25 protein-coding genes are annotated in these 23027 nt (G+C 47.3%); 16 read left to right on the top strand and 9 right to left on the bottom strand.

Translation table 11 applies throughout. From position 1 onward, the window contains the following. Nucleotides 1-159: 159 nt before the first annotated feature. A complete protein-coding gene (locus tag BKB51_RS00580; RefSeq protein ID WP_085899161.1) occupies nucleotides 160-1194 on the bottom strand; it encodes a lipid II:glycine glycyltransferase FemX in 1035 nt (344 codons plus the stop codon). Between the two features lie 242 nt (nucleotides 1195-1436). Here BKB51_RS00580 and BKB51_RS00575 point away from each other — a divergent pair, with 242 nt between their 5' ends. From BKB51_RS00575 to BKB51_RS00560, 4 genes are all read left to right on the top strand, one after another. Next, nucleotides 1437-1853, top strand: coding sequence for a PilZ domain-containing protein (locus BKB51_RS00575; protein ID WP_085899160.1), 417 nt, complete (start codon nucleotides 1437-1439; stop codon nucleotides 1851-1853). Between the two features lie 274 nt (nucleotides 1854-2127). Then, a complete protein-coding gene (locus BKB51_RS00570; protein ID WP_085899159.1) occupies nucleotides 2128-2736 on the top strand; it encodes a hypothetical protein in 609 nt (202 codons plus the stop codon). Between the two features lie 29 nt (nucleotides 2737-2765). Further along, nucleotides 2766-3374 (top strand): alpha-ketoglutarate-dependent dioxygenase AlkB family protein, encoded by a 609-nt coding sequence (locus BKB51_RS00565; RefSeq protein ID WP_198946583.1) that lies wholly within the window; start codon nucleotides 2766-2768, stop codon nucleotides 3372-3374. 123 nt (nucleotides 3375-3497) lie between these two features. Continuing rightward, nucleotides 3498-4505, top strand: a complete 1008-nt coding sequence (locus BKB51_RS00560; protein ID WP_198946582.1) for a zinc-dependent alcohol dehydrogenase family protein — start codon at nucleotides 3498-3500, stop codon at nucleotides 4503-4505. 142 nt (nucleotides 4506-4647) lie between these two features. Here BKB51_RS00560 and BKB51_RS00555 read toward each other — a convergent pair whose 3' ends face one another. Next, nucleotides 4648-5022, bottom strand: a complete 375-nt coding sequence (locus tag BKB51_RS00555; protein WP_085899158.1) for a VOC family protein — start codon at nucleotides 5020-5022, stop codon at nucleotides 4648-4650. Nucleotides 5023-5106: 84 nt separating this feature from the next. Here BKB51_RS00555 and BKB51_RS00550 point away from each other — a divergent pair, with 84 nt between their 5' ends. Further along, on the top strand, nucleotides 5107-5646 hold the full coding sequence (locus BKB51_RS00550; RefSeq protein ID WP_085899157.1) for a winged helix-turn-helix transcriptional regulator: 540 nt from the start codon (nucleotides 5107-5109) through the stop codon (nucleotides 5644-5646). 113 nt (nucleotides 5647-5759) lie between these two features. On the opposite strand, the gene BKB51_RS00545 is transcribed toward BKB51_RS00550, so the two are convergent. The 3 genes from BKB51_RS00545 to BKB51_RS00535 form a co-directional block, all read right to left on the bottom strand. Further along, nucleotides 5760-6131: a bleomycin resistance protein gene (locus tag BKB51_RS00545; RefSeq protein ID WP_085899156.1), complete on the bottom strand. Its 372-nt coding sequence runs from the start codon at nucleotides 6129-6131 to the stop codon at nucleotides 5760-5762. 188 nt (nucleotides 6132-6319) lie between these two features. After that, nucleotides 6320-8338, bottom strand: a complete 2019-nt coding sequence (locus tag BKB51_RS00540) for a hydantoinase/oxoprolinase N-terminal domain-containing protein (protein WP_158090099.1) — start codon at nucleotides 8336-8338, stop codon at nucleotides 6320-6322. Between the two features lie 273 nt (nucleotides 8339-8611). Then, nucleotides 8612-9526 (bottom strand): DMT family transporter, encoded by a 915-nt coding sequence (locus tag BKB51_RS00535; RefSeq protein WP_085899154.1) that lies wholly within the window; start codon nucleotides 9524-9526, stop codon nucleotides 8612-8614. 250 nt (nucleotides 9527-9776) lie between these two features. On the opposite strand from BKB51_RS00535, the gene BKB51_RS00530 reads away from it, so the two are divergent. Further along, nucleotides 9777-10235, top strand: coding sequence for an Lrp/AsnC family transcriptional regulator (locus BKB51_RS00530; RefSeq protein ID WP_085899153.1), 459 nt, complete (start codon nucleotides 9777-9779; stop codon nucleotides 10233-10235). Between the two features lie 223 nt (nucleotides 10236-10458). Here the strand turns inward: BKB51_RS00530 and BKB51_RS00525 are convergent, their stop codons facing one another. From BKB51_RS00525 to BKB51_RS00515, 3 genes are all read right to left on the bottom strand, one after another. Continuing rightward, nucleotides 10459-11109: a GDSL-type esterase/lipase family protein gene (locus BKB51_RS00525; protein ID WP_085899152.1), complete on the bottom strand. Its 651-nt coding sequence runs from the start codon at nucleotides 11107-11109 to the stop codon at nucleotides 10459-10461. A gap of 147 nt (nucleotides 11110-11256) precedes the next feature. Beyond that, nucleotides 11257-12255, bottom strand: coding sequence for a D-cysteine desulfhydrase family protein (locus BKB51_RS00520; protein WP_085899151.1), 999 nt, complete (start codon nucleotides 12253-12255; stop codon nucleotides 11257-11259). A 332-nt stretch (nucleotides 12256-12587) separates the two neighbouring features. Continuing rightward, nucleotides 12588-13250 (bottom strand): cupin domain-containing protein, encoded by a 663-nt coding sequence (locus BKB51_RS00515; protein WP_085899150.1) that lies wholly within the window; start codon nucleotides 13248-13250, stop codon nucleotides 12588-12590. Between the two features lie 132 nt (nucleotides 13251-13382). Between BKB51_RS00515 and BKB51_RS00510 the strand changes: the two genes are divergently transcribed. The 10 genes from BKB51_RS00510 to BKB51_RS00465 all read left to right on the top strand — a co-directional run bounded on the left by BKB51_RS00510 (nucleotide 13383) and on the right by BKB51_RS00465 (nucleotide 22563). Continuing rightward, complete coding sequence (locus tag BKB51_RS00510) at nucleotides 13383-13934, top strand: TetR/AcrR family transcriptional regulator (protein ID WP_085899149.1); 552 nt, start codon at nucleotides 13383-13385, stop codon at nucleotides 13932-13934. A gap of 289 nt (nucleotides 13935-14223) precedes the next feature. Beyond that, a complete protein-coding gene (locus BKB51_RS00505) occupies nucleotides 14224-14967 on the top strand; it encodes a hypothetical protein (protein WP_085899148.1) in 744 nt (247 codons plus the stop codon). After that, a complete protein-coding gene (locus BKB51_RS00500) occupies nucleotides 14967-16223 on the top strand; it encodes a hypothetical protein (protein ID WP_085899147.1) in 1257 nt (418 codons plus the stop codon). The genes BKB51_RS00505 and BKB51_RS00500 overlap by 1 nt, the downstream gene beginning before the upstream one ends. Further along, a complete protein-coding gene (locus tag BKB51_RS00495; protein ID WP_085899146.1) occupies nucleotides 16210-17166 on the top strand; it encodes an AAA family ATPase in 957 nt (318 codons plus the stop codon). Before BKB51_RS00500 ends, BKB51_RS00495 begins: the two co-directional genes overlap by 14 nt. Beyond that, nucleotides 17166-18482: a DUF58 domain-containing protein gene (locus BKB51_RS00490; RefSeq protein WP_085899145.1), complete on the top strand. Its 1317-nt coding sequence runs from the start codon at nucleotides 17166-17168 to the stop codon at nucleotides 18480-18482. The genes BKB51_RS00495 and BKB51_RS00490 overlap by 1 nt, the downstream gene beginning before the upstream one ends. An 18-nt stretch (nucleotides 18483-18500) precedes the next feature. Then, nucleotides 18501-19508, top strand: coding sequence for a stage II sporulation protein M (locus tag BKB51_RS00485; RefSeq protein ID WP_085899144.1), 1008 nt, complete (start codon nucleotides 18501-18503; stop codon nucleotides 19506-19508). A gap of 32 nt (nucleotides 19509-19540) precedes the next feature. Next, a complete protein-coding gene (locus tag BKB51_RS00480) occupies nucleotides 19541-20551 on the top strand; it encodes an RDD family protein (protein WP_085900152.1) in 1011 nt (336 codons plus the stop codon). Further along, nucleotides 20541-21314: a DUF7847 domain-containing protein gene (locus BKB51_RS00475; protein ID WP_085899143.1), complete on the top strand. Its 774-nt coding sequence runs from the start codon at nucleotides 20541-20543 to the stop codon at nucleotides 21312-21314. The genes BKB51_RS00480 and BKB51_RS00475 overlap by 11 nt, the downstream gene beginning before the upstream one ends. Nucleotides 21315-21410: 96 nt before the next feature. Further along, nucleotides 21411-22181 (top strand): DUF7847 domain-containing protein, encoded by a 771-nt coding sequence (locus BKB51_RS00470; RefSeq protein WP_085899142.1) that lies wholly within the window; start codon nucleotides 21411-21413, stop codon nucleotides 22179-22181. A 115-nt stretch (nucleotides 22182-22296) separates the two neighbouring features. After that, nucleotides 22297-22563: a metal-sensing transcriptional repressor gene (locus BKB51_RS00465; protein WP_085899141.1), complete on the top strand. Its 267-nt coding sequence runs from the start codon at nucleotides 22297-22299 to the stop codon at nucleotides 22561-22563. Here BKB51_RS00465 and BKB51_RS00460 read toward each other — a convergent pair. Beyond that, nucleotides 22547-22978, bottom strand: coding sequence for a DUF1801 domain-containing protein (locus BKB51_RS00460; RefSeq protein WP_085899140.1), 432 nt, complete (start codon nucleotides 22976-22978; stop codon nucleotides 22547-22549). The genes BKB51_RS00465 and BKB51_RS00460 overlap by 17 nt on opposite strands. Nucleotides 22979-23027 lie beyond the last annotated feature (49 nt).

Raw genomic sequence — 23027 nt, 5'->3', positions numbered from 1 at the left:
ATCTCATGGGTTGTTTCATCGTTCGTGTAGGTCGCCTACACGTCTCTCTTCACGCCTTGAACAGAAATCAAGTATAGCAACTATTGAACAGTTAAATAGATGGAAGAGTAAATCGGTTATAGTTAGAAGTCGTTATAACCAGACAGTGTCTCTCGCCACCTAGTTGTAGCTGCCGACGAGGGTAAAGGGGGTGCCACCGAGGCCTTTTTTGAAATAGGTGACGCCCTTGGCGTCATCGGGGTTGATCCCGCCGAGATCTAGCCATTTGACGTCACGCTTTTTCAGCTCTAACAGGGCATTCCACAACAGGTAATTGTGCGCACGGGCATCGCGTCCTTCCTGCGAGTTCCACCCCACCAGATAGGTTGCGCTGCCTTCGTGCAGGAACAACAGAATGGCACCGACAGCTTCTTTATCTTGGCCTTTTTGAGGATTTTGTAAGGCACGCATCAACAGGAAATCACCCCGGTCTTTGGTAAAGCGTTTCAGGTGCGCAACCAACGCGGGGCTTGGACCTTTGAATTCCTTGAGGATCTTGTCCATCTCGCTGAGTTTCAACAGCCAGTTCAGGTGCTTGCCCTCAGTATCCAGATCGAGTGACAGGCCTTTTTTCTCTGACTGGTTAAGGGTATTGCGCCAGTTCTGTTTCAGGTTCGCGCGCAGGGTTTCTTCGGGCTGAGTCAGGTCCAGCCAGATCGATGAATAGCCATCGGTCTGAATAGGGTTGAGGTCAAACTTCGCCAGCAAGGCACGGTTTTCTTCTGTATCCGGCATTTCCGGCAGGAAGTATCGAAACCGCCAGGGACGTGCGGGATAGCGTTTCTGGATTTCCGCCCAGAAGAATTCGTGAACCTCTTGCGGGATATTGGGTTCCAGCCACAGCGGCCCGCGATAGAGCCGTACCTTGTGAAATACGCCCAACAGCTTTTGTTCCAGCACCTGACAGATACCGACAATTCGCCCCTGCCAGTAAATGGTGGCAAATTTTCCGACCAGACGTTCGGTCAACAAGACGGCTTGTGCATAGGGCCAGCTTTGCAACAGGTTTGATTGCTCTGCCTTGCGCACGAGGTCCCGCCACTGGCGCACGGAAACGTCGTTCCACTTGATATCCAATACCTTTGCGTCCGGTGATGTGCCTGATGCTTTGGCGGTTGGTTTGGTCTGTTTTTGTGACGTCTGTTTTTGAGGCATAGAAGAGCTGTTGTTAGCTATTTTTTTGGCGAATCATCTATTATCCTTAATGCTTTATCTATGGCTTTGTAAATGATTTCCCGATATATTCGTGCTATTCTTATGCAACTTTTAACGTTAGTCATTAAACCTAGCTTTTACTTAAGGCGTGAAGAGAGACGTGTAGGTGACCTACACGAACGATGAAACAACGATAAGAAAGAGTTAGATTGGATGACTAGAATGATGGGATTTAAGATTTTATGGCGAAGGTAGTAGCGGTTTATAGTAAAGAAAGAAGACGCGACCATCGCCGCGCAGTGAAACTTGCCGCAAAGTTAAAGGGACTGGATGCCATTCTCAAGGGCGTGCGCGTGACCATTAATGATATCAGTCCGGGCGGGGTTGGCATCAAGGGGGAAGAAACTGACCTTGAAGAATACGGCGATATGGATGTTATCGTTGACGACGGTGAAAAGCTGGATATCGAAGGATTGGGCCTTAAAGTCGGTGATATCGTCAGCCTCGAAATCCTGCTGAAAAAAGCTGATCCCTTTTTGATCGATATCGAAATCCGCCGTGCCGATGCCGACCACGGAAAGCTCGGCGCCCGCTTTGTGAACATCGGCAACAAAGACTTTAATACGCTGGAAAAGATCGTTCTGGGGCGGTTGAGGTAATAGGATTGTGGATATAATTGTGGCACATTAAAATTTTTGCGTCATAAGCAGAGAGATAAGAAGCATTTTCTTATTTGTGGCTTATCCTTTGGCCGTCGCCATAACTCTTTTGAAATAATATGTTCATAATCTGCCAGATCATGCTACACAGGCGCCAGAACGATTGGGTCTCATACCATACCTTTGATTTCAACACGGGTGAGGCCTGCTAACCTTATTGCTATTACTGTTTACGTTGTTTTAGCAATACCTATACAAAACAGGACGTTACAAATTGTCAAAACTTACACCAGATCAGATGGATGATATTATCTTTGGAATGGGCATGACCCACCGCGAGGCCGCTGGCGTTCTCAGAGTCCCGGCACGAGATCTTTTTAGCTGGGTACAGGGAAAGTCCGAAATTCCTGATGAAAAGGCCACAGAACTACTCAAACTCGAAGAATCGATCGAGGATTATGTCGAAGACCTTATGGCAACCGTTGACGATATCGTCGAAGCGAAGGGCAAGCCCGAAAGCGTTCCCGTTATACGTTACCTCGGCAATAAAGTGTTTAAAGAATGGAAGCCGGACTTCTTCAAGCTATTTCGCTATCACAAGCTCTACAGCACGGTTATTACCCGCGCACGCATAGAGCTTAAAAGAGAAGGCATCATATTGGCTCCCGTCACCTTCGATCCCGATAGTTATCAGAACTTTCTTGGGGACAAGGAAGATAGCGAAGCCAACCGTCTCGCCTGGGCAGAAACTGTCAAGACAGAAACTATAGAGTCCCAGACAGTAAAAGCCGAAGCAGTAAAGACCGAGGCAGCAGAGGAAGAGCCCGTCGAGGAAGAGGTTTTCGAGGAAGACACTGACGCAGAAGAGACAGCCACTTCATAGGTTCGTTACGCTAAGTGGGGGAGGGTAGATTGCCAGATACACCGGACACACCGGATACGAAGGTGATTCACTATCCTGCCCCACAAGCCGATATTTCCTGTTTTCCCAATGCCTATTCGACTGATGAAAGTGCAGAGATTTTTGAGCTGCTGAAAGCCGACCTGGATTGGCAGCAAGCGCATATCTCCCTCCATGGTCGGACCGTGCCGATCCCCCGTTTACAGCAATGGTACGGGGATTCGGACTATACCTATTCGCGTCTGCACATGCCGGCAAGGCCGATGACGCCTTTGCTGTTAAGCCTTAAGCAACGGGTGGAACACTTAACCGGGTTTACCTATAACAGCGCGCTTTGCAATCTCTACCGTCACGAGCGTGATAGCGTCGCGTGGCATGCGGATGACGAAGCAGAGTTGGGCACAAACCCGGCCATCGCCTCGCTCAGCTTTGGCGGAGATCGGATTTTTCAATTCAAGCCAAAATCAGGCGCGACCTTGCCGTTCGATATCAACCTGAAAGCGGGCAATCTGTTATTGATGAAGGGCGAAACCCAACACTACTGGCTGCATCAGATCCCCAAGACCAACAAGCCAACTGGCGAGCGCATCTGCCTTACGTTCCGGATGACCTATTCCTGATCTAAGACGTCAAATGTCTCATGCTTGATTATATAGATATTACGAATACTGAATTCTTTTAAATGTCATTTATATCTATTTTGATAGTGATTAGATTGGCTCTAGATAAACCTTTGGAGCCAAATGATGAAAACCCAACTTATGAAAGCAATGATTCTTAATAGTTACGGTGAGAATGCTAAATTTGAACAAGCAGACATACCAACCCCAGAACTTAAGCCTGGCCACGTAATCGTCCGAGTTTCTGCAACAAGCGTTAATACCGTCGATACGATGATCCGGGAAATGGGGCAAGAAAACTTACCCATAGCACCCGACTTACCTGCTGTTCTTGGAATGGATTTTGCTGGAACGGTAGAGGCTGTCGGCGAAGGGGTAACAGAGTATACCATCGGTGATGAAGTGTATGGCTGTGCGGGCGGTCTTGCTGAATTGCAAGGGGCCTTAGCGGAATTCATACTTGCTGATGCTAATTTGATTGCTCGTAAGCCTAAAGGTCTGTCCATGCGCGAAGCCGCTGCGCTTCCTCTGGTTGGTATTACGGCACTTGAAGGTCTAAAGCGTGCAGGGGCCAAAAACGGGCAAATGATCCTTGTTCACGGCGGCGCTGGTGGTGTTGGACATGTTGTTGTTCAGCTTGCAAAATATTTTGGCGCAGATGTTTACGCCACAGGAACCGGCACGGAACAGCTTGACGCGATTAGAGGCTATGGCGCAACGGCCATTGATTTCCGGGAAGAAGCCGTTTCTGATTATGTGGCTCAATATACCAAAGGCGCTGGTTTCGATGTTGTTTTTGACACCGTTGGCGGGCCTAACATGCTTAATTCTTTTGAAGCTGCATCACTAAACGGCAACGTTGCAACAACCGTTGCGATGACAGAGCTTGATTTAACTCCGGCACATTTTAAAGGTCTGTCCCTTCATGTGGTGTTTATGCTTATTCCAATGTTGCACAATCATAAGCGCGAGGACCATAACATTGCCTTATCCACCCTTGCAGAGATTGTGGATCAAGGGGGGCTGACACCTTTGGTGGATCCAAATCATTTTGGCTTCATGGATGTGAACGAAGCCTATAGCCATCTGACAAGTGGTAACGCCGTTGGTAAAGTTGTTATAGAACTATAAGAAAATTATCGGCCAATATGGGGTGGCCAGTATAGGGTGGTTCGCCGCCCATACTGGCCCTGATAACGAGCTCCAATAAAGAAGTTCAGAGAATAGCCTCAAAAAGAACGAGGCCTAAGGCCTATCAGCCCACAGCCCCAGATCAATCCCCTGATATATCTTCGGCAAGCATAAGCGCATTGTTGTCGGGGTCATAAAAGGTCGCCGTTTTGACCATGCCTTCAACCACGTCTGTTGGGCCATCAAATCGAACGCCGGCATCTTCCATCTTGCCCCGTGCGGCATCAAGGTCAGGAATGCCAAACACAGGAACACAGTTTCCCGGTGCCGGTTTTGTGTGTTCGCCCAGACCGATTGTCACGTTTTGTGTGTTGGTTCTAATCTCTGACCAGCCGGCTTCATCCGCATGATACATAAGCTCAAAGCCGAGCATTTCCTGGTACCAATCCGCACTTTTGTGACGGTCAGTGACCGACATTGCAATTGTGATCATTTCATTCAAATTTACGAGCGACATATCTTTTCCTTTACTGAGCTTTTCATTTCCGGGGTTTTTCCTTTAGGGCTTTCTTGTCTTCTTAAAATATAGTAACTATACTTTATGGACATAAATGTATTTGTCAACATCACATCACGGGCATGGGCGCTGCCCATCCTTGCAAAGCTCCACGCTGGCGTTCCGGGGCGGCAAGCCCCCTTGCTGAGCGCAACGGGCGCAAGCCGAACGGCCTTCGCACAAAGTATGGATCATCTGATCAATATCGGCCTGTTGGAACGCAACCCCGGCCACGGGCACCCCCTGCGCCCGGAATTCCGCCTGACCCCGCTGGGCAAAGTCGCAGCCGAAATGGCGAGTAAAATTCTGGATGTTTCGGAAGAATCAGAGCAGGACTTGATACGCAGATCCTGGACCTTGCCCGTTCTGGCAACCCTACAAAAGCCAAGTCAATTCAGTGAGATCAAGCGCAATCTATCCACCATCACAGACCGCGCCTTGTCACAGTCCCTACGACGCATGGAAGACCGACAATGGATCCACCGAAGGGTCGAAAACGCCACCCGCCCGCCAATGCCAATATACCACCCGATTAATACCGGGGCGATGATTAGTGGAGTGACAAGCGGTGTGATTTTGGGGTGATGGTAAAAGTTTGTTCTGGGACGGTTACAGTATGTTTTTTAGCTGCTTAGTGCCAGAAGCGGAAGTTAGTTGAATTCGAAGCGAACGACAACTCTGAGCCCAAACTTACCAGATCAGGTATCCATAATGTGACCTACTCGAATCAAGTTGCCATCAGTGTCGATGACTGCTAGCTCGCAAATACCCCAAGGTTTGTTTTCGGCTTCCGTAAACCGCGGGATGCCTTCAACTGGTAAATTTAGAGCTTTGTATTCGTTGGAAAGAACGCTAGCGTCATCAACCCTGACAAAAACACCATGATCTGAAGTTTCTGCAACATGTTGAGGGGACTTGAAAAAATGCAACTCAATCTTATCTCGATGAAGGATCAAATATCCTTCTTCGAGATATTCAGACCCAAACTCGAATCCTAAATCGCTGTAGAATTTTTTCGTCGTCTCAAAATCAGAACTTGGAAGAATTGGACAAGCACGGATGAGCACCACATTGATCTCCTTCTATTTTGCTACCTTAGCACATTTATAGGGCGACAGTAACTTTGTATGCATAGTTGTCGTTCTGCCATCTGAACGATGAGGACCGCTATGGGTTGGAAGCAGACGTTCCAATAACAAATCAAACAGTATAGGAAAATACTGAAAATACAACCTATGATGATGTTTTGCGACCCCCATCAGCCCATCAAAACAGGCCGCCCCTTCGCCGTTGCAATAATAGCGCTTTCGATGAAGAGTTGGTCGCCGCCGGCGTCGGTGATGATTTTATCGAACTGGTCGACCTCTACGATGATATCTGTGGCACCGCTTTCCTCTGCCATTTGATAGGCCTTTTCTTCTGCGTGGGATTTGGCGTAGTCGATGGCGTCTTGCGCGACGGTGAAGTTCTTTTGCTCGGTGCCCATATGGGTGCGGAAGCGGCCCTTTTCGGGGGAGGAGATCATGACGGTGTATTTCTGGACAACGCCGCCGCAAACGGCACCGACTGCGTTTGACACATCGGCGTTTTCCGGCAGGTTCAGTTCGGTGTTCAGGCGCGCGGTGATTTCCGGGTAATAGATGGCTGACGGCGCGCCCGTTGCCACAATGCCTCTGCCCAGTTTGACGGTAAAGTCCAAAAGGGGAGAGGTGCCTTTGCTGTCGCCTTTATCGGTATCTGCTTTGTTTCGCAGCGCATTGTCCAGCAGGGCCATGCCCAGACTTTGGGTATTGGTCATCTGCGGAATGTTTTCTTCGATAAAGGCAGTATCGAGAATGGTTTTACCCGCCTGAACGATTGTTTGTTGATAAATCATTTCCGCAAGGTCATCGGGGGTGACGCCCAACAGGTAATTATCGCGCTGGGATTGTCTTAAAAACAGTTGCGCGCAGAGCAGGGCGCCATCGCGGGTCCAGTTGTTTTGTTTGTTCAGTATATGGCTGCTGTCACTTGGGGTTAGGCCCGCATTAATCACGAGGCCGCGATCAATCAATCGTTGCAAGGGGCCAGCCATGGCCGGACGTTCCAGTAACTTGTTCAGGGCAACGGGGCCATCGGCCAGACTTTCCCATATTTCCAGCTCCAGCCGAGACAGGCTGGTCAGGGCGGTGTTGAGTTCGCGCAGCTTCAGGGCAAAGCGCCCGTCGTGCTCGCCAATGCGATCATTACGGAGCTGTTGTTGTAGTTCTCCCAGAACCCCGGGGTGTTGTTGCGCCAACAGACTAATGGGATAAGCCCGTCGAGGACCAATAGTAAGGCCCTTTTTAGGGCGGTTGAGGGCGACTTCACTGTCGCCGCCCAGTCCATAGGTGCTGACGGCGACGGCCTTGACCATGGTGCGCCAGCCGCCGACGTTGGCGCCTTCTTCGCTGAGTTTGGGTTCGCCATCCATCAAGATCGCGATATCGGTGGTGGTGCCGCCCATATCGACCACAAAGACATCGCTGGCGCCAGAGAGATACTTGGCCCCGACCACAGAGGCTGCAGGACCGGACAGAATAGTTTCAACCGGACGTTCCAGCGCGGTTTGCGCAGATATCAGTGACCCGTCGCCCTTGACCACCATCACGGGGGCCTTGATGCCCTTTTCCTGTAACATGATATCGACGGAATGGATCAGCTGATGCAGTTGCGGGATCAACTGTGCATTCAGGAATGCGGTGAGGGCGCGGCGCGGGGCATCCAGCCCCGATGACAGTTCGTGGGCACAGGTCACCGGGCGGTCTGTCTTTTCCAGTATCAGGTTGCGGACGGCTTCTTCGTGGGATGCATTGCGCACCGAGAAATAGCCCGCAACCGCAAAGGCGGATACATTTGGGGCGTGTTCGTCAATGGCCCGTTTCACTGCGTCGATATCCAGCGGGGATTGCTCATCCCCCAGGGGTGTATGCCCGCCATCAATAAAGACATAGGGGTTCTTGCCAATGGCGGTGCCGAGGTTGGATCGGTCGAGTGACCCCTTGTCATAGCCGATCATGATCAGACAGACCGGGCTGTCATGAGCTTCGACAATGGCGTTGGTGGCAAGGGTGGTGGACAGGGATACCATGCGGATCTGGTCGCCTTCGCGATCCATAATCCGGTTGACCGCATCACAGATGCCGATGGACAGGTCGTGTTTGGTTGTCAGTGACTTGGCGGTCCGCAGCACACCGCCTTCTTCTGTGAAAAGAACCGCATCCGTATAGGTGCCACCCGTATCAATACCTAACAACATTCCCGAATAATTCCCTGAAAATACCTGAGCCATAAAGAGTTAATAGTCGCGAAAACGAACTTTTAATCAAGGCGTAAAGAGCGAAGTGTAGCTGACCTACACGAGCGATGACATAACGCTGATTGATCGTTTAGTTTTACTGCTATATGACCTAGCAATTTACTCGGAATACTGCTTCTCTAAAAGCGACGAATTTTCCTGACGCAAATAGATCAAAAAAAGGGGGCGTGGTGCCACACCACCTTTAAGCACTCTTCTTTTTGTTGTTTTTAATCAGGTACTCTTCTTTTTGTTGCCCTTAATAAGGCCAAGCGCACCGATCATGCCGATGGTCACAATACTGACGCCAATGATCTCTATGGTCGTCGGGATTTCACCAAGAACGGGCAGGGCAAGAATAACGGCTATACCGGGGACCAGTGCGGCGAAGACTGCGCCCTTTGCTGCGCCGAGCAAGGCAACTGCCTTGGTATAGAACAGCAGGGCGAGAACAGCAGAACCGATGCCTTGGAAAGCGGCCTGAAACAGGGTTTCTTTGATCGGTGCAACAAAGATCTGTGGATCGCCAAAGATAAAGTAGAGCGGCAGGTAAATCACCATGGAAAGCACGGCAACCAAGGCTGTGGCGTGGAGTGGATCTGCCTTGAAATACTTTGTGCCTACCGTATAGCACGCCCAACAGCCACCCCCGGCGACAAACAACAGGTGTCCCATCCACTGGTTATCACCCGCCATCGCCAGACCTGACCAACCGAGCAGGGCAACGCCGAGGATAATAACCCCCAGACCGAGCAAACGGTTTCTGTCGGGGCGATCCCCAAGGATAAACCAGCCGCCAATTGTAGACAGGGTCATCATGCAGCTTGGCGCAATGATCCCCATGTGACTTGCCGGGGCAAAGTTAAGTCCTGTCACAGTGAGCAGCATATAGGGCGCGCCAGCTCCGAAGGCAAAAAGAAGCCCGCCAGGCAAGCCGATGCCTTTGAAACCACGTTTGAGGATCAGGGGTAGAAGGATGGTGCCCGCCACCCCAAAGCGCAGGGCCGTAATATCATATGGCGTCAGGGTCTGGTTCTGAAGACCGAGGCTGGATACCACAGGCCACGCCCCCCACAACAGAGCAGCCATCAGGCCGTAGATAATACCCATTGTCAGTGTGCTTTGCTCTGCTTTTAAAACCTGATCCATACCCGTTACCTGATACTCAAAAATTAACCTGAAACTGAAAAAGCCAGTACTTAGTGTTTATTATCTTAACCATAGCTGATTATTTGCATCGTTTTGCTGCAAAATAAGTGGTTTCCAGATCAAAAAACTGCAACAAATAGAAATCGAAGCGTTTTTTCGACCTGTAACTGGAAGCCGCAACAGATTAGTGTTGCCCCTCTGATTAGCTTGAGCCAGACCACTTCAAAGACAGACCAACATAAAGACCAAGATGAAAATAGATAATTTCGACAAAGCTATCCTGAGATTATTACAGGAAAATTCCCGCCTTAAATCAGATAGCATTGCGGAGCAGGTTGGTCTGTCCGCGACCGCATGTCAACGCCGTATTAAACGCTTGCGCGATATGGGGGCCATCGAAAAAGAAATTGCGGTGATCAACCCCGATGTTTCAAACCATAACCTGACCCTGATTGTGCAGGTAATTATCGAGCGTTGCCACGCAGAAATGTTGAAGAAGTTAACGGTCCAATTCCTTGCCGAACCTGAAATTCAGCAGTGTTACAACGTAACCGGGGCTTTTGACTTTTTGTTGATCGTCACAGCGGAAAACATGACAACCTATGACAGCTTCACCAAGCGGGTGTTTTTTGACAACCCGGCAATACAGGAATTCACTACCACCGTTGTGATGGAAAACGTCAAACGTGGTCTGGAATTACCAATTTAGCCCCTAGCTGTTTTAATTGGGGCTGCTTTAGTTAGGGCTATTTTATTTGGCGGCGCGTTGTCGGAAGTTCCTGAACTCTGTAGCCTCATAAATCGAGGTGTTTGGAATAGTTGTCTAACTTAATTTTAGCTTAAGGCGTAAAGCGCGACGTGTAGGTGACCTACATGAGTGATGAAACAGCCTGTGAGATATTGGAAGAAAAAGTTAAGTTAGACGACTATGTTTAGGCCTGAATCAGGCCCTGCCAATGGGGCGAAGATTGCACGATTTCTGCCATGGCCTGATAGCCTTTTCCGGTTGAATGCAGACCGTCATTCTCTGTCAGTCCGGCCATGAAATCATCGCTCGCGCTCAGGGCTTTGTGCATATTGATATAGGGGATGTTCAGGTCCTGACAGATCGCACTGTATTCTGCTGAACCGCTGGCCAGTTCCGCGTTTTTGAAGTCAAAATTCATATTAGATACTGTCGAGAAAAAGGGCAGCTTGCTTTCATCAACAGGTGTCGGGCCAAAGACAAGCAAGGGGGCGATTTCTGAAAGCTCTGTCATCAGGGCTTTGAAGTTGTTCATGGCTCTACGGCGTGGTGTTCTCGGCATAGGTTTTTGGGGTATACCACTTTCGATAAGGGCGAAATCGTTAGACCCCGTGGCAAAGACAATAAAGTCCTTTGCATCTTTAAATCGTGCCTGACATTCAGCTGCGGCCCGATCTGATATTTCCTTGAGCGTTTGCCCTCTGACACCCAGGTTATAGTGGATAAAGTTTTCGCTGCTATCTGTTTCCAAGAGGGCGAGGCGTCCGGGCATTCCCAGCCGCGCTTCATCGCCCATACCCTCCATGACAGATGCGCCCAGAAAACAAACTCGTTTCATCTTTTTATCTTTCGGTCTTTATAGCGGTTCAAATTTGTATAGTTATTCAAATTAATCTTTGCTCAAGGCGTGAAGAGAGAAGTGTAGGTAACCTACATGAAGGATGAAGCAACGAAGAGAAAGGGTTAAGATGATTAACTACGTGAATTAGGTGAAGAGGGAAGGGTAAGCCCCAAGTGCCTGAGCACCGCCCGTGTGGAGGAAGATCACTGTATCGCTTTTGGTCAATCGGCCCTGTCTGATATGATCGACAAGGCCAGCAAAGGCTTTGCCGGAATAGACGGGGTCCAGCAATATACCTTCGGTTCTGGCGAGCAGTTCAATGGCTTCGTTTCCTGCTTCAGATGGAATGCCATAGTTACTGCCGCCATAGCCCGTTATCACCTGCAAGTCCTGTTCTGGGTCCCAAGTCTCGAACCGACCAAGGCGCTCCAGCGTTTCCGGCACAATAGACTTGATGGCGTCTGTAACTGGCGCGGGGTCTCCATCAACTTCTACCCCGAGAATAGGGAAGGGACGTTTCAAGGTGATCATGCCGGCAATGAGGCCAGCTTGCGTTCCGCCGCTGGATGTGGCGTGGTAAAGCGCTTTGGGGCTGAGGCCCAAGCTGCGGCACTGTTCGTGAATTTCCATCAGGGCACTGGCATAGCCAAGGGCGCCAACTGCATTAGAGCCGCCAACGGGAATGATATAGGGCGTTTCGCCAGCTTCTGTCATATCCGATGCCAATTCGTCCATAATGCGGTCCCGGTCAGAGCCGCCGGGATGAATAGCAATCTCGGCGCCGAGCAACTTGTCGAGAACAAGGTTCCCTGATGTCTGGTAAGCCGGATCTTGCCAGTCAACATTTCGCACCAGAACGAGATGACACTTTAACCCGTAACGTGCCGCTGCGGCAGCAGTCTGTCGAACATGGTTGGATTGCAGGCCACCAGCCGTAATCACACAGGTTGCTTCCTTGTCGAGCGCATCCGCAATCAGAAACTCAAGCTTGCGGGTTTTATTGCCGCCCCCGGCAAGGCCTGTGCAGTCATCCCGTTTGATAAAGATCTCTGGCCCGTTTAGTTCTTTTGATAACTTACTTAAAAGATGTAGGGGCGTCGGGGTGAAGGCCAGCGGCACAGATGAATTGAATTCGGTGAGCATGGGGTACCTGAGAAACGAGAGGGCAAAAGGCTTAAAACTGTTCAGAGGGTTACTCTGATCGCTTTCTGGTTCTACTTCAATAGGGAGGGGTGAATTTCTGGTTTCTTGCGGGCATTAATTGTTTGTGGAGTGTTTTCAGATTTTTTCGTTATCGGAGCCCTATAGGCGTCAAGCTTCGTCTTTGATTACAATGTGCAAAAAGGCGGGGAGCCATTTCTGCTTACGGCATGAAAAGCTTTATTAAACAATCCGTCAAATAAAAGGTTCAGCAATAAGATTCATGGGCTAAAAGGTGGCACCAAAAAAACAGGAGGAAGAGCTAGACCAACAGATTAAGCTTCTTCAATATGTCCTGTTTTAACCAGCAGCGTTGTGTCTTTTGTGAAATCGTAGCTGATCTCTGTTCCGGCTGGATAGCGCAACCATGATCTTTTGGGAAAAGTTCGGCCATTGGACTGTAGCTCACCGGTAACGACCAGAACTTCCATGCCTTTGTCCGGGGTGGTCAGTGTTGCGTTGGAACCCACATCCCATTTTTGCAGGGTGACTTTTTCGCTCTCGAACTCATGCAGGTTCAGAACTGTCTGTCCTTTGTGACAACCTTCTGTCCAAAAGCTTTTGTTGTTTGTGTTCACGGACTTTTGTTCCGCATCGTTTTTATCAAACTGCCAGAGCTTCACAAAGATGGTGCAACCCTCGACTGTATGGGGAGAGTGGCTGGTGCCAATCGGATTGCGCACATAGGTCCCGGCGGGAAAGTCGCCGTACTGATCAGAGAAGGTTCCCTCAAGCACAAAGAACTCTTCGCCGCCATCGTGGCTATGTTCCGGGAAATACTTGTCGCGATCGAACTGCACAATCGTTGTTGCGCGTGCGACCTCATCGCCAATGCGGTCAAGCATCGTCCTGTTAACCCCCGGTGCCGGAGAAGGCGACAGGCTTGTATCCGAAGGATGTAGTTCAACAGGTTTCGTGAAATCAGCATTGATGCGCATCGTGCTCTCCGTCATATACCTATGAGTAGGTAATTTGTAATGTTTATCATTTATGTCTTTAAAAAGAAACGTCAAGGGATTATCTATCAATTAATAGGTAAGCTGGACTATAAGCTAAATTAAGAGAGATAAATGAGCGAAAGATCAAAAACGGCATCGGCAATTATGGACATTGCAGAAGACTACATTCGTACACGTGGCTATAACGCCTTTAGCTTTCGCGATATCTCTGCCGAAATTGGCATCAAGACAGCCAGTATTCACTATCATTTTCCCTCCAAGGCGGATTTGGGCGTCGCGGTCACGCAACGATACACCGAACGCTTTATAGAAAGTCTGGGGGACGCTGATGCCTATCCCGCAATGGAACAGGTTCGGCGCTATAAAGAAGCCTTTCGGTCTTCTTACGCTGCGGGGGAACAAATGTGTCTCTGCGGTATGTTAGGGGCCGAGATCTCATCACTCCCAGATAACGTGATGATGAAATCCAAGGCCTTCTTTGATCAAAATATGTCCTGGCTTACCCGTGTCTTTCTATCTGATAAGGCAAGCGCCTATTCTGAAGACAGTGCACAAAGCGAAGCCCTGAAACTTTTGGCGTTGCTGGAAGGGGGGCTTATTGTGGCCCGCACGCTGGACGGTCTGAAGACTTTTGATCAGATTATTGACTACAATCCCCAGTAATAATAACGAGCTGTAACAGCAATTCTTTTCATTGTCCTGTCAGGTCGAAAAAAACTATGGACACTATTCTTGTGGCTGTGCCATTCTGCGTTGAATTCTCGTCAAGGTTTTGGTGCGTACTGGTTACTATTTTATAACTTATTCTCGTTTCAAGCAGATTAACGTCTGCCAAAGTATCATCGACTTGATAAGGCTGTGTGGGGGTCCTTATCTTTTGCTTTTTTTAGTTAGAAATACGATATCGCACTGTCGATGTCTGAATATCCAAAGATATATTCTGGTAGGCTCTTTGTTTCTGTTGTTGAACTTGGGGGCGTTATCCCTTGTTCCATCTGGTGCTGTTGCGCAATCAAGTGATGGCGCAATCAATGGAGCTGCCGATGAGGCAATTGAAGATATCTATTCCGGAGATCGTTACCAAAGTGAACCGCCTTTTGATGTAAAGACCGAGAAGGTCGAAAAGAAGGTACCAGAGAAGAAAAAAGAAGATTCTGAACCCTTTGACCTCTCGGCATTGGAGTTTTTAGGGAAGATCATTCTTTATGGCTTCCTGGTTGTTGTTGTGGTCTTGCTCGCTAAAGCTGCCTATCGCTATTTCAGCGATCTAAAGCGGCGACCGCAGAATAAAACAGTCGTTGAAGACGAGGCGAACTCCTATGCCAGAGTGACGCGCATTTCAGATGAATTGAGTAAGGAAACACTTGACCATGCGGATGAATTGGCGCGGCAAGGGCACTTCGAAGCTGCAATTCGGGCCATTCTTTTGTGTTGCCTGAAACACGTCAAAGAAAGTTACCACACGACGTTACCCGATGCTTTGACGAATAGAGAGATTTTACAGGCAGATTGGCTACCAGCTGATATCAAGAAAAAAATGTCTGTTATCGTAAACGCCGAAGAGTTAACCGAATTTGGCGGACGTTCGGCTGGACCAGAAGAATTCTCATCGTGCCGTGAAGCATTTCAAATTTTTTTGATGCCTGAAAGCATGACATCAAGTCATCAAACTGTTTCTCAGCAGGGAGGGGCATAATGGACGATCGGGTCTTTTCAAAGCGTACCCTGTTGTGGTTGGTCGTGATTGGAATGCTTTCGTTTTTGGGCGCTTTTGTTGCTTCTATCTATCAGGACAAGCTCGTTAAGCTGAATTCCTACGGGGCCAATTCCTATTCTGAGTCCGCTGTTGGCCATAAAGCCTTTACCAAACTTCTGCAAAAAATGAATTTTCGGACAAGGATTAGTCGAGAAATTCGTGGCGGGTTTAATTTTTCTGACGTCAAACTGGTGATCGAACCGCAATCGGCATCTGGATTATCGAATACTCTGACAGGTTTTAGCGGTGTCGGATCATTGATTGTTTTGCCTAAATGGGATGTCCGTCCGGACCCGCAAAATAGCCGCTGGGTCAAAGAAATGGAGTTACGTCAATCAGGGCAGGTACAAGATATTCTGGATTATGTTGATGGTGATCTGGAACTGGTCCGAAATGACGTTACTCTAACCGCTGAAAATTTCACTTGGGATTCTGAGTTATTTTCTCTGGATCAGCAGCTATCTGTACTTGCACCGCAGTTGATTGCTGAAAATACAGATGTTTTACGTCCACTAGTTTATAATGATCAGGGTATTCTTTTAGCCGAAGTCATTCAGTCAGATTTTTTCTATGACATTGATCGTACCTGGGTGTTAAGTGATCCGGATATCCTGTCAAATCATGGTCTGGATAACGCTGGAAATGCTGCCTTTATTGTTAGTGTCATCAATGAACTTACACATGGTAAAACCGGTGGCGTAATCATTGATGAAACATCTCATGGTTATGCGTCAGAGCCAAGTTTATGGCAAAAGATGTTCGAATTTCCTTTTGCTGTTGTCACTTTGTTGGTTGCTGTATCGGTTCTGTTTCTCGCATGGAGTAGCTTTACCCGATTTGGATCACCTGAGCGAAGTAATAAAGAGTATCAGGCAGGCAAAGAATTTTTAATTGGAAACACAGCTGAGCTTCTTGCTTTTGGCGGGCACGGGGCATTGATGCTCAAACAGTACGTGGACAGATCTTTGCAATCTGTTGCTATGAACTTGCATGCGCCGAAGAATTTGGAATCATATGAACTTTTGCAGTGGCTTGATCGTGTTGGTTACGCGCGTGGTGTTGAAATGAGCAGTAGCGAAGTTATCAAGACAGCAGAAGATTTATACCAAGCAAATACATTTAACGTTTTAGCTGCCATTCGCGCAGCACAGAATATCCATAGATGGAAACAGGAGATGCTGCATGGAACTGGATGATATCCGGACCATTAGTGAAGGTTTGAAGACGGAAGTTCGCCGTACAATTGTCGGACAAGAAGGCGCATTGGATCTGATGCTGGTCAGCCTTTTGTGTAAGGGGCACCTTTTGTTGGAAGGTGTGCCGGGAACAGGTAAAACGCTGTTGGTTCGTTCCTTTTCAAAAGCCTTAAATTTAAAGTTTGGTCGTATCCAGTTTACGCCTGATCTTATGCCGGGTGATGTGCTAGGTACCAACTTGTTTAATTTTCAGACCAATGAGTTTTCACTCACCAAAGGACCTATCTTTACTGATTTGCTTTTGGCGGACGAAATCAACAGAACACCGCCTAAAACACAATCTGCCTTGCTCGAAGCTATGAGTGAACGATCCGTAACAATTGACGGCACCAGCCATGATCTTGGCGCAGGATTTTTAGTGATTGCAACTCAAAACCCTATTGAACAGCAGGGAACTTATCCCCTGCCGGAAGCTCAGTTAGACCGTTTTATGTTCAAGCACGTTTTGGAATACCCCAGTGAAGCTGAGGAACGGTCGATTGTTGCAATGCATGGCCATCAGACATCAATGCCAAAGCTGGATGAATTTGGTATGAAGGGTATCGCTGATTTGGACAAGCTGGAAGAGATGAGAGCACTGGTTGCCAAAATTAGATTAAGCCCGGATATAACCAACTATATCGTATCTGTTGTCCGTGCCACGCGTGAACATCCTGCACTTCAATTCGGTGGATCACCAAGATCTGCAACGATGCTGGCGGCTGCTTCCAGAGCATATGCAGCTTTACAGGGACGGGACTATGTTATTCCTGATGATGTGAAGTTTGTAGCTATTCCCGGATTGCATCATCGTGTTGTTCTGGCGCCAAGTGCAGAGATTGAAGGAACACGGACAAATAATGTTATTCGTGAAATTCTGGAACAGACAGCTGCCCCGAGATAATGAGACCAACGCTTCGTAGTGCCCTTCTTATTTCGCTGGGAATACCCCTCAGCCTTGTTCTGATTGTTTGGGATGAGGGACTGTGGCTGTTTGGTGTGGTTTATTTGTTCCTGGCCCTTTTGCTCATTGGCTTTGATGCCCTGAATTCATTGGGGCCAAATCGAATAGCTCTTTCGCAAAATATCCCGCAAATACTCTATGCCGGGCACGAAGACTATGCGTTCTTCTCGCTCACAATTTCCAGTCGCCTTCGGGCATTTGGTGTAACAGCATTGCTGGATGTGGAGATTGAGTATCTTAAAAAGGCCGCTCCTGTAATTATTGATCGTCTGGATCAAAAGGCAGTTGGTGAACTGGCCTTTCCTCTTGTTGTAAAGCGCCGAGGGAAAGCCAAGATAACCAACTTATGGCTCAAGTGGTATAGCCCTTGGGGGTTGATTGTTCGTCAGACAAAGTGGGGCCTGGGGCACGAAGTATCGATTGTACCAAACGTACATGCCGTAAAGACTGCGGCATTACAGATTGATAGTCGCGATGCGTTTCACGGGACAAAGGTGCAACAACAACGTGGCGACGGCACCGAGTTTGATGCCTTGCGCGAATATCAGCCTGGGTATGACCTGCGTTCTATTGACTGGAAGCATTCCGCGCGACATCGAAAATTGGTCTGTAAGGAATTTCAGGTCGAACGAAATCATAATGTTATTCTGGCTTTCGATACAGGCCATCTGATGACGAGACCTATTGATGGCTTGCCGCAGCTGGATCATATGATCAATGCTGGATTACTGTTGGGGTTTATGGCTCTTAGGGGCGGGGATAAGGTTGGCCTTTATGGTTTTGATGCCAAGGTGAGACGGCTTGCAAAACCTTTGGGCGGACATCAGGCCTTTAGCCATCTACAATCAAATTGTGCAGAGCTGGATTACCAGCATAATGAAACTAACTTTACGCTGGGACTTTCTCATCTTGCTGGCAAGCTGCAACGCAGATCACTCATCGTACTCTATACAGATTTTGTCGATACAGTTACAGCAGAGCTGATGATTGAAAATGTAACCCGGATCGCCAAACGTCACTTGATTATTTTTGTCACGTTGGAAGATCGTGAACTTGCAGAGGTTGCCGAAAGAAAACCTCATTCTGTAAATGATATTGCCAAGTCAGTTGTTGCTGATGATTTCCTGAGAGATCGGCGGGTTGTGTTTGAGCGGTTACGTCGTCTCGGGGTACATTGTATTCAGGCCCCGGCAGATTCATTGAGTGCTGATCTTGTTGAGCGTTATCTGGCGATAAAGCATCAGGAGCTTATCTGATATGGAGAGACTGATATAATGTCGGATACTGTGCTGAAAAGTTCCCAGTTTCGTAAAGAACGGGAAGCTTCCTGGAAAGAGCTTCAGGATCTGGTGGAAAAGATTGAAAAGAAGGGTGTCAAATCATTGGATGCAGATCAGTTGATGCGTCTGCCAAATCTTTATCGATTTACACTTTCCTCTTTGTCTGTTGCCCGAGGTGTTTCGTTAGATCGTAACTTGCTTGAATATCTTGAGCTTCTCTCGACGCGGGCATATTTCTGTATCTATGGGGTGCATGCCAGTTTCGGAGGAACTGTTTTCAAATTCCTGTTTGAAGAATTACCTGCGGCTGTTTGGAATGCGCGTTGGCGCATACTACTGACAACTATTATCATGCTTATTGCCGCGCTTATCGCCTATTATCTGACGATTACAAATGAAGAATGGTATTACACCATTGTAAGCGATGGGATGTCCAGCGGTCGTACGCCGGCCAGTGCGACAGAGGATCTACGAAAAGGTTTGTATGACGGTGCTGACATTGAGGCTCATGAGTTAAATGTTTTTGCGTCATCTCTGTTCTCGCACAATTCGTCTGTTGGCATGTTTTCTTTTGCACTCGGGTTCGCTCTCGGAGTGCCAACGATTATCCTAATTTTTTATAACGGTCTTACCCTGGGCTCATTTGTCGCCCTCTACAGTAGCCGTGGTTTAGGCGTGGATGTTGCTGGCTGGTTGTTTATTCATGGTACGACCGAACTGTTGGCGATTATTTTGTGTGGTGCTGGTGGGCTTGGACTTGCCAAGGGGATGATTATGCCCGGGCGGAAATCCAGACTTTCAAACCTTGCACACGAAGGGCGGCAAGCGGCAAAAATTGTGATTGGGGCCGTTCTTATGCTTTTGATTGCGGCAATACTAGAAGGTTTTGGACGCCAGTGGATAACGGATACATCGACACGCTTTCTTATTGGTGGCTCTATGCTTGCGTTCTGGGGGGCGTATTTTGGCTATTGGGGGCGTAAAATATGCAAAAGACAGTGACGACTTCTTCTTCAAAGGCGCCTTCATTACAAATGTCTGGATCAAACAAGAAGCAAATCAAGGCTAAAGCCGAAAAAGAGAAAAGTCACTGGCGGCGCGTGATTACCCCCGAAGGTGTTCCAGTCAGCTTTCAGCTGGCTTCTCGCGGGGACCGTTTGGCTGCTGTATTACTGGATCTGATGATTGTATACGGCTTGCCGCTATTGATAATCCTCGGGTTTCTTTTCTCTGGTATTTGGGAAAATTTTCTTGAAAAGGAAGAGTTCCTCTATGTTCTCTTTTCTTTTGTCACTGTCCTTTTGTTTCTTTGGTATAATTTCTATTTCAGTTTCTTTGAAATTAAATGGCAAGGACGAACGCCGGGGAAACGTGCTCTGGGGATCAGGGTTGTTGATCGTTACGGGGGACAGTTAAAACCCGATGCCGTTTTTGCGCGAAACCTCATGCGTGAACTGGAACTCTTCTTGCCGATTTCGATGCTCTTTTCTCCTTTTGCATCCGGATATGATGGCCTCATTGATCTCTTGATTTGGGTTTGGCTTGGCGTTTTCATTTTCCTTCCTTTCTTTAACAAGGATCGCTTGAGAGCAGGGGATATGATTGCCGGAACCTGGGTTGTCAAAATACCGAAAACAAATCTGTTAGGGGATATTGTTCAAGACAAAGATATCCTCGGGTCCGGAACCAAAAAGCTTTCAGATAAGTTAGGGGCGAGTAAGGCAGGGCAAAAGGAATTATACAGCTTCTCGGATGAGCAGGTTGATGCTTATGGTATCTACGAATTACAAACCCTGGAAGAGTTATTGCGAAAACCAGAGGTAGCGCCCAAAACGATCAAGGAAGTTACAGAACGTATAAAAGCGAAGATCAAATGGGTTGAACCGCCAAAGTCCGAGACATCTTCATTCTATTGGAAAGGCCACAAAGCAGGAAGCACACAAAGTGACAAAGCTTTTCTAAAAGCTTATTACGCTGCGCTGCGTAAAAGGCTTGAAGCCAAGATGCTCTTTGGTGTTCGCCGGGAAAATAAACATGATAAATGATAATGATGTGAAACTGGAAAATAATTGGGGAAATGGTTCTTTAAATCTGGGTAACGTTTTAAAGAAAGGTTCCGTCGTTTTCTTCTCTAATAAGTTTTGGTTTTTTACGACCCTGACTTTTTTGTTCAAAATTCCTTTTATTATATGGTCCTTTTTTTCAGGTCATTATCTATTAGATCTGGAAAACCCTGCGGTAGACATGGATTGGTATGAACACGCTACTCTTTATCTATTATTGATATTACCGTTGTTTCTGGCTGAGGCTTCTGTTGTTTACGGTGTTTTCTTGCATATTTCCAATAAGCAAATATCGATGCTGGAATGTGTATTGAGTAGTTTGTCTCGTTTCGTTCCTGTCTTGGCTATCGGAGTTATCACGGTTGTTTCGTTTTATCTTGGACTTGCTCTATTAATTGTTCCGGGAGTGTATGCCATGGTTCTATTGGCGGTTGCTATTCCTGTGATCGTTGTTGAACAGCCGGGCATTATTAAGAGTATAAAACGGAGTTGTGAATTATCGCGGGGTAGTCGTTGGCCTCTGACTGGGTTATTGCTGATTTCAATTTTTATAACTGTTGTTTTTTCATATGGAACTGTTCTCTTCGAAGAATTGCTTTCTGCACCTGTTTATTTTGTTGTTGAAGAGATAATAAACTCTGCTGTAGCTGCTTATTGGCTTATTGTAAGTGCCTTTACCTATATTGAGCTCCGCCAGCTACAAGAAGGTCCAACAAAAGAGCAAGTGGCGTCTATTTTTGAGTGATCTAAAAAGCACTGATTGTTGAAGTTAATTACACTCTGAGATAGAGTGCACTCGTTTTAGTTTTTAAAAAGTTGATTTATTATCTGAGGGGGTAATATGAGTAATCTGAATGAGAACGTTGTTGGCCAATTTAGTATTGGCGACACGTTAGGCACGACGTTTAGTGTTTTCCTGAAACGTTTTGTTCCTTTGAATCTATTGGTATTGATCTTTCAATTACCAATGCTGATCTGGTCTGTATCTTCTGGTTTATTAACAGCCAGTGTTGAAAACCCGGAAGCTGCCTTTAATAGTTTTGGCAACCAGTTCATTTGGATTGCAATTGTTTCAACAATTCTTTCGTTTGCCTCTGCCTCTGCCGTTGTTTACGGGGTTTTTCTGGATATCACTGGACGCAATATTAGTATTGGTGAGTGCCTGTCCAAGAGCCTGAGTGTTTTGATTCCTGTAATTCTATCCGGCCTTTTGGCTTACATTATCATTCTTATTGGTACTGTATTACTGGTTGTTCCCGGAATCTTTGCGGCTATATGCTTTTTTGTTGTGATCCCAGTTGTGGTTGTTGAACGCCCGGGTATCTTTGCCAGCCTGAGACGAAGCGCTGACCTTACCAAAGGTAATCGCTGGTCTATACTGGGGCTTTTCCTAGCCATTATGGTTATTGCGATTGTTCTCGGGTTTATTAGTAACTTTATTACGATTTTCTTTGTTGGTACGAGTTTGAATACCATCGCTATTGTTATTTCAACCTTGATTCAGGTTCTTACAACGACATTTTTCTTGATTGTCGGTGCTGTGACCTACAACAATCTTCGCAATAGCAAAGAAGGTGTTTCTTCTGGCGAGATTGCCTCTGTATTTGATTGAGAACTATTCAGGTATAAATAAGGAAAGCCGGAGCGGTTTCGTCTCAGGCTTTTTCTTTATGTTGTGGTAAAATCTTGGTAAGCAGAATAACCATTTAGATGAGACGGCAGAATATATGTCAACACAGCACACATCCCATAAACAGGTTATAAACCGTCTTAAGCGGGCGCATGGCCATATGCATAAAATTATGGAAATGCTGGAAGATGAACGATCCTGTGTTGAGGTTGCTCAACAGTTATATGCCGTTGAAAAAGCCGTAGTCAAAGCGAAGAGGCTCTTGATCCACGATCATATTGATCACTGTTTGGGGCAAAAAGATCAAGATGCGCGATCCAATCAAACCCTAGATGAGTTGAAAGAGATCACAAAGTATCTCTGATTAATTTCTTTTTCAGATGATAGGTTAGAGCCAGAGAGATACAGTGCTGTAGTGCGTGCTCTGCTACGTCATCTTTCTCATTGAACAGGATTGCCCTATTACCGCTATAGATAAACTCGGTTGGATAGAGTTCACGAAACTGGTCAAGCAAGTTGGTTTGGCAATGAACATAAAGAGCGTATTGTCCCTGACCTTCCTTGGTTTGATCAATCCTTATTGTCGTTCCGCTTTTGGACTTTGATGTCAGAAAACTTGGCTGTCCCCATTTTAGAGTTTCCTCAATAGGTCCAACCTCAGAAATGCTGGCTGCTGTATCCAGTATCATTTTTCTGAGGTTGAGGAGCTTTTTGCGTATGGTGACAGGGTATTTGTCATATGCAGGAGCGACATTATCTGGCAACGATCTGGAAGTCATTTGGTTTTATGTCTCAAAGAGTCTGGTCGCAGTAAGTTCTTTATAAGCC

Origin of the sequence: Kiloniella majae, assembly GCF_002118315.1 — a bacterium.
Classification (GTDB): domain Bacteria; phylum Pseudomonadota; class Alphaproteobacteria; order Kiloniellales; family Kiloniellaceae; genus Kiloniella; species Kiloniella majae.
The sequence above is the reverse complement of the archived record's forward strand: the minus strand, read 5'-3'. Positions and strand labels throughout refer to the sequence as shown.